This window comes from Mesorhizobium sp. M0983 (genome assembly GCF_040318975.1).
Taxonomy (GTDB): Bacteria; Pseudomonadota; Alphaproteobacteria; order Rhizobiales; family Rhizobiaceae; genus Mesorhizobium.
In genome coordinates, this window is record NZ_JAMYNH010000005.1 from 81,334 (window position 1) to 95,483 (window position 14,150).

A 14,150-nucleotide genomic window follows, 5' to 3' on the forward strand; every position below is an offset into this window, starting at 1 on the left:
TCAGAGTCCCATGGACCAATATAGCCGGGCAGCATCGCGGAGCAGTGAAACGCCAAGCTTCCGTATTGAGACGCTTGGCATCTTCCGTATGTCTCATGGCGCCGTGAATTGCACCTTCAAGAGCCGTAAGGCACAGGCGCTCTTTGCCTACCTCGCATTTTGCAAGAACATGATTGAAAGCCGGGAGCGCCTCGCCGGCCTTTTGTGGGGCGAAAACAGTGAGGAAGCCGCGCGCACCTCCCTGCGTCAGCTAATCAGTGGGATAAAGAAGGACACGAAGCAGTTTCCAATACAGATATTCGACTGCGATCGGAACAATGTTTGGTTGCAGCCGATCCATGTATCAAGCGACGCGGCGACCCACATCGCCGATCTCGAACAGAATATCGTGCCCGAAGTGATGATCACGCAGAAGCGGCTGTTCGGGGGCTTTCTCGTCAATTTGAGGGACATTGATCCCAGCTTCGATATGTGGCTCTCGGTCCAGCGCGAATATCTCCACGACAGGGCCGTTAAGCTCCTCCAGGACCAGGCCCGGCGCGAGCAGAACGATGCCAAGCGGGAGAGGTTCGCCACCGCCATCCACAATCTGGACCCGACGCATGAGGAAGCCTGCCGTATCCTCATGCAGTGCCGTGCCTCACGTGGCGACACGGCGGGAGCGCTTCGCATCTACAACGACCTGTGGGAATTGCTCGGCACCGACTATGACATGGAGCCGTCACCGCAAACCCAGGCGCTGGTTGCGGAGATAAAGACGGCGGAACCTCTTCCCGCGCCTCCCAGCCACGTCCCGCAACTCGCCCCCGCTGTTCCGGCAGCAGCGCAGCTGTTCGACGGTGTAGGAATCGCCGCTCAGGCGCGCGCTGAACCCCCACTGATCCTGGTTCATCCATTCTTGCACGAGGCGGTTCATGCCATCCGTATCAATGGCTTCCGCCACGAATTGATCGCAGCCATGACACGGTTCCGGGACTGGTCGGTGAGGGAGCATTCGGCCTCCGACGATGCTCTCCCGCCAAGCGGCCGCAAGGTCTATGACTTGCTTGCCACTGCAACCGGCGAGGACGGTGAATTGCACATCGCCGTGCTGCTGCGTCGCAGGTCTGACGGCCACTACATGTGGAGCGAGAACTCGGAGATCGAGATCGGCAACTGGCATCGCGCCAGACTGCAGATCGTCCGGCACCTGGCCGCAGCGCTCGATGTTCAGATCTCGGCAGAGCGTTTGAGCACGACGGCGGGCCTCGCCGATATGGATCTCGACATCTACGACCGCTGGCTACGTGGTAATGAGCTTCTTTCGCGGTGGCGTCCGGCCGACGAGAGCCGGTCCGAGGGGATATTCCGGTCGATCATACGGAATGCTCCCGATTTCGCGCCCGCTCATGCCAGTCTGGCGCAGATCCTCAACAGCAGACATCTCATCTTCCCCGGCCTCATGCGGGATAGAAAGCGGGAACAGGAGGCCCTCAAACTTGCAAACATGGCTTCCAAGCTCGCGCCGATGGATAGCCGGACCAAGCTCACTCTGGCCTGGTCCTATCTTATGAACGAAAAGTACGAGCAAGCGATCTATTGCTATGGGCTGACGCTCAAAATGAACGACAACGATCCTTGGACGCTGATCTCATGTGCGCAGGGCCTTGCCTATTGCGGCGAGAAGGCGCTCGCAGACGAGATCGCACAAAGGGCGCTGCGGGTAGGATATGGCGCCGAACCCGTTCATTGGGCCTACCACGCCTGTATTCGCTTTCTCTTCGGCAACAGCGAGGGCGCGGTGGAAGCAGCCGATCTTGCCGAGGATGCGACCTTCTTTGTCGGCGGCTTGAAAGCGGCGGCGCTGGCCGAGCTTGGCTTGAAAGAGGCGGCTCTTGAAGAGGCGGCAGCGTTCTTCCGCCGTACCGCGGACAACTGGCATGGCGACGGTCCTGCTTCGCCGAAAGCCACGCTCGAATGGTTCTGGCAATGCCTCCCGATCCGCCTGATGGCGGACCGGGAGAGGCTACATTCAGGAATTCTGGCGACCGGGTTGCTCGACCTGGCTGGTTAGCGTTCCACCCACCGTTTTTCGCTCACCGGCAGCCACGCATCGTATAGTCGGCAACCCGCGCATAGAAAAAGCGCAACTGAGTGATCACGCGCTTGTCCTCGTCGCGTCCGCCCGGCTCGAAATCCTTGTAAAGCGCCGGAAGCGGATAGACGTCGTCTTCAACATTAGCTTTGACGATCTGCTCCGACTCCGTTACCTGGCCCTTCGGTGGCAACCGCAGGAGAAACTCGTAGTTACCTTCGATATGGTCGTCGCCCCGTACCACCGTGAGCGTCTTGAAGACGTCCGGTATCGTCAGGAGGTCCTTAAACGCCTCCCGCAACTCATCGATGGTTGTGGGCCAAGAGTCTCTGTCTTGCTGCGCCCATTCGACCAACTTCTTCCCGACAGCCTCGTAATCCTTGAAGATGGCACCTGTCTCGTCGCCATGTCTACCGAACTGAATCGGCGGGTATTTTCGATCTGGTGAACCGATATCTGGTCCCGGCATGCTTCCCTCCTTTGGTAGCGTCTTCACGCACGGGCAGTAGACCGCTAACGTCAAATACCCGCAAGGGCGATTAACTCACATCGTCAGCGTGAAAGCTTCGTGAAAATTTCACGTGACACCGCCAGAAGACAAAATCGGCTTCACGTTTTAACATATCTCCTTTCCGCTAATCGGGGCTCAAGACGGTATTAAGCTTTTTGAGGGGATGGTCGGCATGAACGATATTGGTCGTCTGGGTTTTGCTTGGAGACGACTTTCTCGCCAACTGTGGTCAGTCCGGCTCGCGCCGGTTCGTGGAGTGCTGGTCGGGCTTGCGGTGTTGTTGTCTTCCGCAGGTGCGCCCGATGCCGGCGAAGGTAAGGCGCCGCTTCAAGACCATCCGGAGCGGCGTGGCTTGGGTGTCAAGTTGGCGGGAAAAAGCTCGACGAATACTGAAGCGACACCTGGGCGCGACGCTGGCGCCGCTCCCACCATCGAGTGGGGACGGTCGCTTTTCGTGCGAAAGGCGGCCCTTCTGAACAAAATTTCCTTCACCGCCGTGATGGACCAACTCGTGGCGTCGAGCGGGGGCAAGATCGCCGACCGAAACGAGCTGTTCCGGAACTGGTGGAAAACGGCTGCTGGCGACGAATGCGAAGAACTGCGGCCGAAGCAGCCGAATGGTGGCCCGCCGTTTTCCTACGACTGTTCGCGAGCCGAAGGGATGCTCAAGGACAAGGATCCCTACAAGGAGTTCGGCGTTGGCAAAACTCCATTCATCATCATTGCCGCCGTGAATCGGGTCGATCTGCTGCGTGATTCGCTTGGCGGCGATTGCGGCGAGTTTCGCATCATAGCGGGAAAGCATCCGGATTGGGAAAATCCGGCTGCTCCCGATCGAATCCACGGCGAGATGCTGATCGCCTTCGAGGCAGTCATGCCCAATGGGGGGAAGCCGGAGCGCTGCATGGCAATCCAGAAGTTCTGGCTATCCCTTTCGGAAAAGCGGTTCTCGGACGAGGAAGTCGCGATTTGGCTGCGCAGGTTTTTCCTGGAGGGAATAACGCTCGCGGAGGACGGCAGCGTTGTTGACGGCGATGCGGTCGGTCCGACGACGTTTCAGCTGCCTCCGGCCATGCATGTCGACCATCTCGGCGCGTCGGAATCAAGCACCGGTCAGATCCGGACGAACTCGAAGCTACATGGGGGACAATGGGGGCTCCGTGAGTACCGTTTCGACAAGCCTTCGATGCGCCTGCTTCCCACGCGTACAACAGGTTCCCCTGAGCCCACTCTTTTTTCCAAAAATTCCCCGGACCCCGAAGCAACGAACAAGCTCGTTGAGCTAGTGGCAAAGTCTATTCGCACCGATGGTTCTGCGCCTGGTCCTCTGCTTGATCCCAACATTAACAGCTTCCATTTGTTGCCAAGCCTGCCCGAGCACCTGCTCGCGGCGGAAATGAACGCTGAAGATCGTTCACTCGGCGACTACGCGAAAATACTCGACGCTGAAGGACATCCCGACCTCATTGGTGAGATCGAAGGTGGTGCTACGAGAACTCTGACAGCGGAACAAATCCGAAAGCGGATTCAGTCCCTCTCCTGCGCGGGTTGCCATCAGTTTTCCAGAACGGGCAACGGCGGCTTCACCGACGACTTCAAACGCGAGGTCTGTTGGCAAATTTCCTTCGAGAACAAACACGTCACCACCGAATCAACGGATGGTGAGTACGAAATATCGGATGCTTTGAAGTTCGTCTTTCTACCGCATCGGGAATTTGTAATGCGGAAGTACCTGGCGGGAAAATATATAAAAGGAGTGTACTGGCCGGGAAACGATCCGAAGAAGGAAGACATGAGCAACGATGCGCAAGCAGCCTCGATCGGTCTGCCCCACTGCTAGAAAACCATCTGCTATCACGCGGAATGAATCCCGTTGGATATCTGTGCGGCTCCCCACGCATCGCGTAAGAAGCTTCGCAAAAGACTCTACTCGGTCGATCCGGTGTCCGGCAGTTCCATGTCGGTGACGACGTTCTCGCCATTCGTCACGTCATACGCGAGGACGATGTCCATGCCCGGTTTCAGCGCATCGAGATCGGTTTCGGCGTTCAGCTTGTAGGACTTGCCGTCGTCCAGCGTCAGCGTCAGCGCGTCCTTGTCGACCTTCTTGATCAGGCCTTCGGTCTGGCCGGCGAAGGCGGCGGTGGAAATCAACAGCGTGGCGGCAACAGCGCCAATCAGGATACGCATCATCGTCCTCTTTAATCATTGCCGGTACAGCGGCTCGGTCCAACGGAACGGAACTGAGCAGAAACCAATCGAATGTGTCAAAACTAAATCCGCCGGATCACAGTTTGACCACTGTGGAAAACGCCAATAGAAGGCAAGCTGCAGCGCCGCGTCCTCCTGGGCGCGCAACGAACGCTGTAGCACTTTTGATTTTTTTTGCGCATGATCCTTTCCGAAAATCGCGCCGATTTTCGAGGTCATGCGCTAGGCCGGCTCCGACGCCGGCAGGGCTGGTTCCATGTCGCACAACACGTTCGGCCATCTCTTCCGCGTCACCACCTGGGGCGAAAGCCACGGGCCGGCGCTGGGCTGCGTCGTCGATGGCTGTCCGCCCGGCATCCGCTTCACTCGCGACGAGATCCAGGCCGAACTCGACAAGCGTCGCCCCGGCCAGTCACGTTTTGTGACCCAGCGTCGCGAACCTGACGAGGTCAAGGTCCTGTCCGGCTTTATTGTCGATGAGGACGGGGAGACGATGATCACCACCGGCACGCCGGTGTCGATGCTGATCGAGAATGTCGACCAGCGCTCCAAGGACTATGGCGACATCGCCCGCCAGTTCCGGCCGGGCCATGCCGACTACACTTACGAGGTCAAATACGGCCTGCGCGATTACCGCGGCGGCGGTCGCTCCTCGGCGCGTGAGACTGCGGCGCGAGTGGCGGCCGGGGCGCTTGCCCGCAAAATCGTGCCAGGCATGGTGGTGCGCGGCGCGCTGGTGTCGATGGGCGAAAGATCGATCGATCGCGCCAACTGGAACTGGAATTTCGTCGGTGACGCCGAAAACCCGTTCTTCACTCCCGATCCGGCGTCGGTCGCCGTCTTCACCAAATATCTGGACGGTATCCGCAAGGCGGGCTCCTCGGTCGGTGCGGTCATCGAGATCGTCGCCGACGGCGTGCCGGCGGGGCTTGGCGCGCCGATCTATGCCAAGCTCGACCAGGACATCGCCTCCGGCCTGATGTCTATCAACGCCGTCAAGGGCGTCGAGATCGGCAACGGTTTCGAGGCCGCCCGCATCACCGGCGAGGAGAATGCCGACGAGATGCGCATGGGCAATGACGGCAAACCGGTCTTCCTGTCCAACAATGCCGGCGGCATCCTCGGTGGCATCTCGACCGGCCAGGCGATCGTCGCGCGTTTCGCCGTCAAGCCGACCTCGTCGATCCTGACGCCGCGAAAGTCGATCGACAAGGACGGCAACGACGTCGAGATCATGACCAAGGGCCGGCACGATCCATGCGTCGGCATCCGCGCCGTGCCGATCGGCGAGGCGATGGTTGCCTGCGCCATTGCCGATCATTATCTGCGGCATCGGGGACAGACAGGGAGGGGAGTAGGGAGTAGGGAGTAGGGGGGTAGGGGAGTAGGGGAGTAGGGGAGTAGGGGAGTAGGGGAGTAGGGGAGTAGGGGAGTAGGGGAGTAGGGGAGTAGGGGAGTAGGGGAGTAGGGGAGTAGGGGAGTAGGTTATGCAGCTCCCGCGACAGCAATTTTTTCCTTTTCCCTACTCCCGTACTGCCCTACTCCCTTACTCCCCTATTCCCTGCGAGTGAAACGAGCGTCCATGCCTTACGACCAGAAGAAGATCGTTGAAGCCCTGCGCGCCTTCGAGCGCGGCGAGATCGTCGTCGTCATGGACGATGACGGGCGCGAGAACGAGGGCGACCTGATCGTCGCCGCCGTCCATTGCACGCCGGAAAAGATGGCGTTCATCGTCCGCAACACGTCAGGCATCGTCTGCACGCCGATGCCGCGCGAGGAAGCCAAGCGGCTCAACCTGTCGCCGATGGTGGCCGACAATGATTCTGCCCACACCACTGCCTTTACCGTCAGCGTCGACTTCAAGCACGGCACCACGACTGGCATTTCGGCGGACGACCGCACGCTGACGGTGCGCAATCTCGCCAATGGCAATGTCGGCGCGTCCGATTTCGTGCGCCCCGGCCACATCTTTCCGCTGATCGCGCGCGAGGGCGGCGTACTGATGCGTTCGGGCCATACCGAAGCCGCTGTCGACCTTTGCAAGCTCGCCGGCCTGCCGCCGGTCGGCGTCATTTCCGAGCTGGTCAACGATGACGGCACCGTGATGCGCGGCCCGCAGGTGCAGGCCTTCGCCGAAAAGCACGGGTTGAAGCAGATCTCGGTTGCCGACCTCATCGCCTACCGGCAACGCAAGGAAACGCTGGTCGAACGCGTCGCCTGTTCCGACATCGAGACGCCCGGCGGCAAGGCGCAGGTCTTTACCTATACGCTGCCCTGGGATTCCATGCATCACGTGGCGGTCGTCTTCGGCGATATCCGCGACGGCGTCGAGGTGCCGGTGCGCCTTCATTCCGAGGACGTGGTGAGTGACGTCTTCGGCACCAGCCACAGGCTGGACGCCATCATGAAGGCGATGGGTGAGCGCAAGCGCGGCGTCATCGTCTATCTGCGCGAAGGGTCGGTCGGCGTCGCCCATCAGGAGCGCAAGCGGCCGGCTGCCGGCGACCGCGAGGACCATGAAGAGGCGCGCCGGCGCGAGAACGAATGGCGCGAGATCGGCCTCGGCGCGCAAATCCTCAAGGATCTCGGCATTTCCTCGATCAATCTGATCGCCTCGCGCGAGCGCCATTATGTCGGCCTCGAAGGTTTTGGCATCCACATCGCCAAGACCGAGATTCTTTGACCGTTCTCACGATGCTGGTATGCGTCCGGCCCCCGCCTCGGGCCGGACGCACCGGAAGCTATTCCGCAGCGACCGCAGCAGCGTCGCAGGCTGCAATGTCGCAATCCGGCGCGGCAAGGCTGCGCTGGCCGGCAAGCACGATGACCAATGCGATTGTGCCCGACGCCACCGATACCCAGAACCCGTTCTGCGCGCCGAAAGCGTCCACCACCGAGCCGGCGGCGAATGAGCCGAGCGCCATGCCGATGCCAATGCCGGTCATCACCCAGGTCACGCCTTCGGTCAGCACCGCCTCGGGCACGCGCCGCTCGATCAGACCGAATGCCGTGATGAAGGTCGGCGAGATCGCCACGCCGCTGACGAAGACGGCCAGTGCCAGCAGCGGCACGGTGTCGGCGACGAGCAGCGGCAGCGTGGTAAGCGCAATGATGGCGATTGCGATGGCAAGTTGAATTTGCAGCGGCACTTTCAGGTTCAGGGCGCCGATAATGATGCCGACGACGAACGATCCGAGCGCGTAGACGCCGATAACGAAGCTGGCGGCGCCCGGCTGGCCAAGCTCCTTGGTGATCGCCACCGTGCTCACCTCCGTGGTTGCAAAGGTCGCGCCAATGAAGATCAGGGCCAAGGTGAGGATCTGGACAGGCCGCAGGCGGATTGCCGAACCGCCCGAACCATGTTCCACCGGTCTGGCTCGCGGTTCGGTCGAACGCTGCAGGATGAAAGCCGTCGAACCGAGGGCGAGGAACAATGTGCTCGCGAGCACTCCCGCTTCCGGGAAAAGCGCGACGCTCAGCCCCACCGACAGCGATGCCCCGGCGATGTAGACCAGTTCGTCCGCCGCCGATTCAAAGGCGAACGCGGTGTTCAGCTCGGGACGGTTGCGGAAGATCTCAGTCCAGCGCGCGCGCACCATTGCCGGGATGCTGGGCATGACAGCAGCCAGCAGCGATGACACGAACAGCGTCCATATCGGCCAATGCTGATTGGCCGCCGCAATCAGGATCGCGAAAGCGAGCGTGGAAATCACGGTGGTCGGCACCACAATCCGCGTCTGGCCGAGGCGATCCACCAGTCGCGATACCTGTGGCGCGACGAAAGCGTTGGCAAGCGCATATGTCGCGGAGACAGCGCCGGCCAGCCAGTATTCGCCATCAGTCTGTGACAGCATCGCAACGATCCCGATCGGAGCCATGGCCATCGGCAGCCGGGCAACGAACCCGGCTGCGGCGAAGCCTATGGCGCCAGGCGCGCGAAAGATCTGGGTATAGGGATTTTGCATGGTCTGGCTCCTCGACAACGGACGGTTCGACGATTACATACGTAACGTATGAGTTTAAATAGATCATACGCCGCGTATGTCAATTGGCATACGAAGCGTATGTTAATAGGGCCAGAGCATGCACAGACCTCGCAAGGAGATGATTGCCGAGACCCGCGCCAAGCTGATTGCCGCGGCACGCCAGGCCTTCGGCACGCTCGGCTATGCCGAAGCCTCGATGGATGATTTCACGGCATCGGCCGGGCTGACGCGCGGTGCGCTCTATCATCACTTCGGCGACAAGAAGGGCCTTCTCCAGGCGGTCATCGCCGAGATCGACGCCGAAATGTCGGCCCGGCTGAAGGTCGTTTCGGCCAAGCCGGACAATCTCTGGCAGGGCTTTGTCGACGAATGCACCGCCTATATCGAGATGGCGCTGGAGCCGGAGATCCAGCGTATTGTGCTTCGCGACGGGCCGGCGGTGCTCGGCGATCCATCGCAATGGCCAAGCCAGAGCACATGCATCCGCTCGATGACGGAGAGCCTGCAAAGACTGAGCGACGAGGGGACCATTCTTGCCGTCGATCCCGAAGCCGCGGCAAGGCTGGTCAGCGGCGCCTCGTTGCATGCGGCGCAGTGGATCGCAAATTCGAACGATCCCGAAGCGACGTCGAAGAAGGCAGTGAAGGCGTTCAAGGTTCTTCTGGAAGGGCTGCTCAATCGCACCGGCAGGCTGCACCAGCCTGATCGACTATCGTCGATGCACCCCGAGATTGACCAGTCACCGGCCTGAGGTCGTTCTTTCCAGCAATCTGGCGGCTCGCGCTGGAACCAGCCGGCCCCGCCCGCTTAAACCCTGTTGAACATCCCACCAGCGAGACGCTAAAACATGGCCAAAGCGTCGAGGCGCGCCTATATCGGGGCATGGTCACGAGACTTTACACCCATCCGATTTTCCTCGAGCACATAACCTCGCCCGGTCACCCGGAGCGGCCGGACCGTTTGCGCGCCATAGAGCGTGTGCTTGACGACGAGGCCTTCGCGGCGCTCGATCGCGTCCAGGCGCCGGAAGGCGACGAGGCAACCATCCTTTACGCGCATCCGCCCGAATTCGTCGAACGTGTCCGCACAGCGATACCGGACACCGGCATCGCCCGTATCGACGCCGATACCACCGCCAGCCCAAAGAGCTGGCAGGCGGCCGTGACTGCGATCGGGGCTGCCAACGCTGCTGTTGACGACGTCTTCACCGGCCGTGCCGACAATGTCTTCGTCGCCGCACGGCCGCCTGGCCATCATGCCGAAAAGACCACCTCCATGGGTTTTTGCCTGTTCAACACCGCGGCGATCGCGGCACGCTACGCGCAGAAGAACCATGGCGCCGACCGCGTTGCCGTCGTCGACTGGGATGTGCATCATGGCAACGGCACGCAGGACATCTTCTGGGACGATCCGTCCGTGCTCTATTGCTCGACGCACCAGATGCCGCTTTACCCCGGCACCGGGGCCGTGAGCGAAACCGGCGCCGGCAACATCGTCAACGCGCCGCTGGCGCCGCAGAGCGGCAGCGATGTTTTCCGCGACGCCTTTCTGTCGCGCATCCTGCCGGCGCTCGACAATTTTGTGCCCGATCTTATCATCATCTCCGCCGGTTTCGACGCCCACCACCGCGATCCGCTGGCCGAGATCAACCTGACCGAGGATGATTTCGACTGGGCGACCGGTCAGTTGCTCGAACGCGCCGGGCGCCTTAGCGGCAATCGGGTCGTCAGCCTGCTCGAGGGCGGCTACGATCTGCAGGGATTGGCATTTTCAGTCGCCGCCCATGTCGGGCGGCTGATGAAGGGATAGACGATGGCTGGTGAGATCAACGAGGACGTCAAGGCGATGAGCTTCGAGCAGGCGCTCGACGCGCTAGAGAGGATCGTCGACGATCTGGAGCGCGGCGACGTGCCGCTCGACCAGTCGATCCGCATCTACGAGCGCGGCGAGGCGCTGAAGGCCCATTGCGACCGGCTGTTGAAGGCGGCCGAGGACAAGGTCGAGAAAATCAGGCTGTCGCGTGACGGCAAGCCGGTGGGGACAGAGCCGTTGGACGCGGATTGAGGCGGCCTCGAACGACGATTGTGCTTGCCGGCTTTGGACATCACCATGATTGAGGATAAAACTCATCCCGTTTGAAACGGCTCCAGGACGAGAGGAGATTGCGAACGATGTGCAGAAACATCAAAACCCTGTTCAATTTCGATCCGCCGGCAACCAATGACGAGGTCCGCGATGCCGCACTTCAGTTTGTCCGCAAGCTGAGCGGAACGACGCGACCGTCAAAACAGAACCAGCATGCGTTTGACCATGCCGTCGAGGCCATTGCCGCCTCGGCGCGCGAATTGCTCGACAGCCTCGAGACGACGCAGCATCCGCGCAATCGCGAAGAGGTGGCGGCCAAGGCGAAGGCCAAATCTGCACTTCGCTTCGCCTGAGGGGACCGCGTGAGCTTCTTTCCCGGAAACGATCCGCAGATGGGCGATGCCTTCGCCAGCGATCAGATCGAGCTGATGGTCATTCCGAACGCCAAGGATATTGGCGGATTTCAGGTTCGCCGCGCCTTGCCGACGGCCAGGCGCCGGCTGGTCGGACCTTTCATCTTCTTCGATCGTATGGGTCCGGCAGTTCTTCGGGCCGGCCAGGCGCTCGACGTCCGTCCACATCCGCATATCGGACTGTCGACGGTGACTTACCTGTTCGACGGCAAGATCAGGCACCGTGATTCGCTCGGCACCGAGATGGTGATCCAGCCCGGCGACGTGAATCTGATGACCGCCGGCCGCGGCATCGTCCATTCGGAGCGCACGCCAGAAGAACTGCGCGGCGCGCCGATGTCGGTTTCCGGCCTGCAGACATGGTTGGCGCTGCCGGACGGCAAGGAGGAGGTCGCGCCGATCTTCGAAAACACCGCGGCGCTGCGCCTGCCCGAAATCGATGCCGAGGGGGTCAGCGGCCATATCGTCATCGGTGCGTTTTCCGGAATGCGCTCCCCGGTTGCGACCGCTTCGGACACACTGTACGCCGATCTCAGGCTGGCGCCGGGTGCCAGCGTGAAGATCCCGGCCGATGCCGAGGAGCGCGCCATCTATACGCTGGAAGGCGAGGTTTCGATATCCGGTGACCGCTTCCCGGCCGAGCGGCTGCTGGTTTTCCGGCCCGGCGATGAGATCGTTGTTTTATCGGAGAGCGGCGCCCATTTCATGCTGTTTGGCGGCGCTTCGCTCGGTTCGAAACGTTATATCTGGTGGAATTTCGTATCGTCCTCAAAGGAACGCATCGAACAGGCGAAAGAAGAATGGAAGACGGGCCGCTTCGATATCGTTCCCGGAGACGAGCAAGAGTTCATCCCGCTGCCCGAAAGCTGATGCGCGTTACCGCCACATTTACATTCGCCGGCCAGCGGCATATTTCACGATGAACAGAAAATCTGACCAGGCTCGCAAACAGTGAACGCAAAGCCCGATACGCCGCTTCTCGACAAGGTCCGCGTCCCGGCCGATTTGCGCACGCTTGCCGAAGGCGACCTGCCGCAGCTGGCTTCCGAGCTTCGCGCCGAACTGATCGACGTCGTCTCCCACACCGGCGGGCATCTCGGCGCCGGCCTTGGCGTGGTCGAGTTGACCGTCGCGCTGCACTACGTCTTCAACACGCCGGACGATCGGCTGATCTGGGACGTCGGCCACCAGGCCTATCCGCACAAGATCCTGACCGGCCGCCGCGACCGCATCCGCACGCTGCGGCAGGAGGGGGGGCTGTCCGGTTTCACCCGTCGCGTCGAGAGCGAATACGATCCGTTCGGCGCAGCCCACTCCTCGACCTCGATTTCAGCCGGCCTCGGCATGGCGATGGCGCGCGATCTGTCCGATGGCCGCAACAATGTCATTGCCGTCATCGGCGACGGCGCCATGTCGGCCGGCATGGCTTATGAGGCGATGAACAATGCCGGCGCACTCGATGCCCGGCTAATCGTCATCTTGAACGACAACGATATGTCGATCGCTCCACCGACCGGCGCAATGAGCGCCTATCTGGCCCGTCTGGCGTCTGGCAAGACCTATCTGGGGTTGCGCGATTTCGGCAAGAAGCTGACGTCCTATCTCGGCGAGCGCGCCGATCGCGCCATCAAGCGGGCGGTCGAGCACGCGCGCGGCTACGTCACCGGCGGCACGCTGTTCGAGGAAATGGGTTTCTACCACATCGGCCCAATCGACGGCCACAACCTCGAGCACCTGATCCCGGTGCTGAAGAACGTCCGCGACAATGCCGACGGCCCGGTGCTGATCCACGTCGTGACCCAGAAGGGCAAGGGCTACGCCCCGGCCGAGGCGGCCGCCGACAAATATCACGGCGTCAACAAATTCGACGTCATTACCGGCGCCCAGGCCAAGGCGCCCGCCAACGCGCCGAGCTACACCAAGGTATTTGCCGACAGTCTGATCCAGGAGGCCCGAGAGGACGACCGCATCGTCGCCATCACCGCCGCCATGCCGAACGGCACCGGGCTTGACCTCTTCGGCGAAGCGTTTCCGGCGAGGACCTTCGATGTCGGCATTGCCGAGCAGCATGCGGTGACCTTCGCCGCCGGCCTTGCCACGGAAGGCTTCAAGCCTTTCGCGGCGATCTACTCGACCTTCCTGCAGCGCGCCTACGACCAGGTCGTCCACGACGTGGCGATCCAGAAATTGCCGGTGCGCTTTCCGATCGACCGCGCCGGCTTCGTCGGCGCCGATGGTGCCACCCATTGCGGCGCTTTCGACACCACCTTCCTGGCGACGCTGCCCGGTTTCGTCGTCATGGCGGCGGCCGATGAGGCCGAGCTGCGCCACATGGTACGCACCGCTGCAAGCTACGATGACGGCCCGATCGCCTTCCGCTATCCGCGCGGCAACGGCGTTGGCGTCGAGATGCCGCAGCGCGGCTCGGTATTGGAGATCGGCAAGGGCCGGATCGTCAGGGAAGGCACCAAGGTTGCGCTGCTTTCCTTCGGCACCAGGCTGCAGGATTGCCTGGCCGCGGCCGAGGAGCTTGGCGCGGCGGGGCTTTCGACCACGGTCGCCGATGCCCGTTTTGCCAAGCCGCTCGACGAGGATCTGATCCGGCGGCTGGCCCGTTCGCACGAGATACTGGTGACGGTGGAAGAGGGCGCGGTCGGCGGCTTCGCCAGCCATGTGCTGCAGTTCCTGGCCCACGAAGGGCTGCTGGAGAGCGGCCTGAAGGTGCGCCCGCTGGTGCTGCCCGACACTTTCGTCGACCATGCCAAGCCGGAAAAGATGTATGCCGATGCCGGGCTGGACAGCGCCGGCATCGTGCGCACAGTGTTCGTGGCGTTGGGGCATACCGCGCAGGCCCAGCGCGCCTAGTTGTT

14 protein-coding genes are annotated in these 14,150 nt (G+C 61.6%); 10 read left to right on the plus strand and 4 right to left on the minus strand.

Features of this window, described 5'->3' with window-relative positions; genetic code table 11:
• Nucleotides 1–10: 10 nt before the first annotated feature.
• Nucleotides 11–2,053: an AfsR/SARP family transcriptional regulator gene (locus NKH71_RS11720; RefSeq protein ID WP_084642385.1), complete on the plus strand. Its 2,043-nt coding sequence runs from the start codon at nucleotides 11–13 to the stop codon at nucleotides 2,051–2,053.
• Nucleotides 2,054–2,075: 22 nt separating this feature from the next.
• Here the strand turns inward: NKH71_RS11720 and NKH71_RS11725 are convergent, their stop codons facing one another.
• Complete coding sequence (locus NKH71_RS11725) at nucleotides 2,076–2,543, minus strand: hypothetical protein (protein ID WP_031193363.1); 468 nt, start codon at nucleotides 2,541–2,543, stop codon at nucleotides 2,076–2,078.
• A gap of 214 nt (nucleotides 2,544–2,757) precedes the next feature.
• On the opposite strand from NKH71_RS11725, the gene NKH71_RS11730 reads away from it, so the two are divergent.
• Complete coding sequence (locus NKH71_RS11730; protein WP_352589003.1) at nucleotides 2,758–4,425, plus strand: hypothetical protein; 1,668 nt, start codon at nucleotides 2,758–2,760, stop codon at nucleotides 4,423–4,425.
• Nucleotides 4,426–4,511: 86 nt separating this feature from the next.
• Here the strand turns inward: NKH71_RS11730 and NKH71_RS11735 are convergent, their stop codons facing one another.
• Complete coding sequence (locus tag NKH71_RS11735) at nucleotides 4,512–4,775, minus strand: DUF1344 domain-containing protein (protein WP_023716902.1); 264 nt, start codon at nucleotides 4,773–4,775, stop codon at nucleotides 4,512–4,514.
• Nucleotides 4,776–4,790: 15 nt separating this feature from the next.
• Nucleotides 4,791–5,015: a hypothetical protein gene (locus tag NKH71_RS11740; protein WP_352494383.1), complete on the minus strand. Its 225-nt coding sequence runs from the start codon at nucleotides 5,013–5,015 to the stop codon at nucleotides 4,791–4,793.
• 37 nt (nucleotides 5,016–5,052) lie between these two features.
• Here NKH71_RS11740 and aroC point away from each other — a divergent pair, with 37 nt between their 5' ends.
• Together aroC and ribB are read left to right on the plus strand one after the other, a co-directional pair.
• Nucleotides 5,053–6,168, plus strand: coding sequence for a chorismate synthase (gene aroC / locus NKH71_RS11745; RefSeq protein WP_352589006.1), 1,116 nt, complete (start codon nucleotides 5,053–5,055; stop codon nucleotides 6,166–6,168).
• Between the two features lie 210 nt (nucleotides 6,169–6,378).
• Nucleotides 6,379–7,479, plus strand: coding sequence for a 3,4-dihydroxy-2-butanone-4-phosphate synthase (ribB, locus tag NKH71_RS11750; RefSeq protein WP_023716904.1), 1,101 nt, complete (start codon nucleotides 6,379–6,381; stop codon nucleotides 7,477–7,479).
• A gap of 58 nt (nucleotides 7,480–7,537) precedes the next feature.
• On the opposite strand, the gene NKH71_RS11755 is transcribed toward ribB, so the two are convergent.
• A complete protein-coding gene (locus tag NKH71_RS11755; RefSeq protein ID WP_352895021.1) occupies nucleotides 7,538–8,761 on the minus strand; it encodes an MFS transporter in 1,224 nt (407 codons plus the stop codon).
• Nucleotides 8,762–8,879: 118 nt separating this feature from the next.
• Between NKH71_RS11755 and NKH71_RS11760 the strand changes: the two genes are divergently transcribed.
• From NKH71_RS11760 to dxs, 6 genes are all read left to right on the plus strand, one after another.
• On the plus strand, nucleotides 8,880–9,533 hold the full coding sequence (locus tag NKH71_RS11760; RefSeq protein ID WP_352716242.1) for a TetR/AcrR family transcriptional regulator: 654 nt from the start codon (nucleotides 8,880–8,882) through the stop codon (nucleotides 9,531–9,533).
• Nucleotides 9,534–9,664: 131 nt separating this feature from the next.
• Nucleotides 9,665–10,591, plus strand: coding sequence for a histone deacetylase family protein (locus tag NKH71_RS11765; RefSeq protein WP_352895023.1), 927 nt, complete (start codon nucleotides 9,665–9,667; stop codon nucleotides 10,589–10,591).
• 3 nt (nucleotides 10,592–10,594) lie between these two features.
• Entirely contained in the window at nucleotides 10,595–10,846 is a 252-nt protein-coding gene (locus tag NKH71_RS11770; RefSeq protein ID WP_023716907.1) for an exodeoxyribonuclease VII small subunit, read from the plus strand.
• A 107-nt stretch (nucleotides 10,847–10,953) separates the two neighbouring features.
• Nucleotides 10,954–11,220 carry a DUF2277 domain-containing protein gene (locus NKH71_RS11775; RefSeq protein WP_023716908.1) on the plus strand — a complete coding sequence of 89 codons (267 nt, stop codon included), beginning with the start codon at nucleotides 10,954–10,956 and terminating at the stop codon, nucleotides 11,218–11,220.
• 9 nt (nucleotides 11,221–11,229) lie between these two features.
• Complete coding sequence (locus NKH71_RS11780) at nucleotides 11,230–12,150, plus strand: pirin family protein (protein WP_352483716.1); 921 nt, start codon at nucleotides 11,230–11,232, stop codon at nucleotides 12,148–12,150.
• A gap of 81 nt (nucleotides 12,151–12,231) precedes the next feature.
• A complete protein-coding gene (gene dxs, locus NKH71_RS11785) occupies nucleotides 12,232–14,145 on the plus strand; it encodes a 1-deoxy-D-xylulose-5-phosphate synthase (RefSeq protein ID WP_023716910.1) in 1,914 nt (637 codons plus the stop codon).
• Nucleotides 14,146–14,150: the final 5 nt, after the last annotated feature.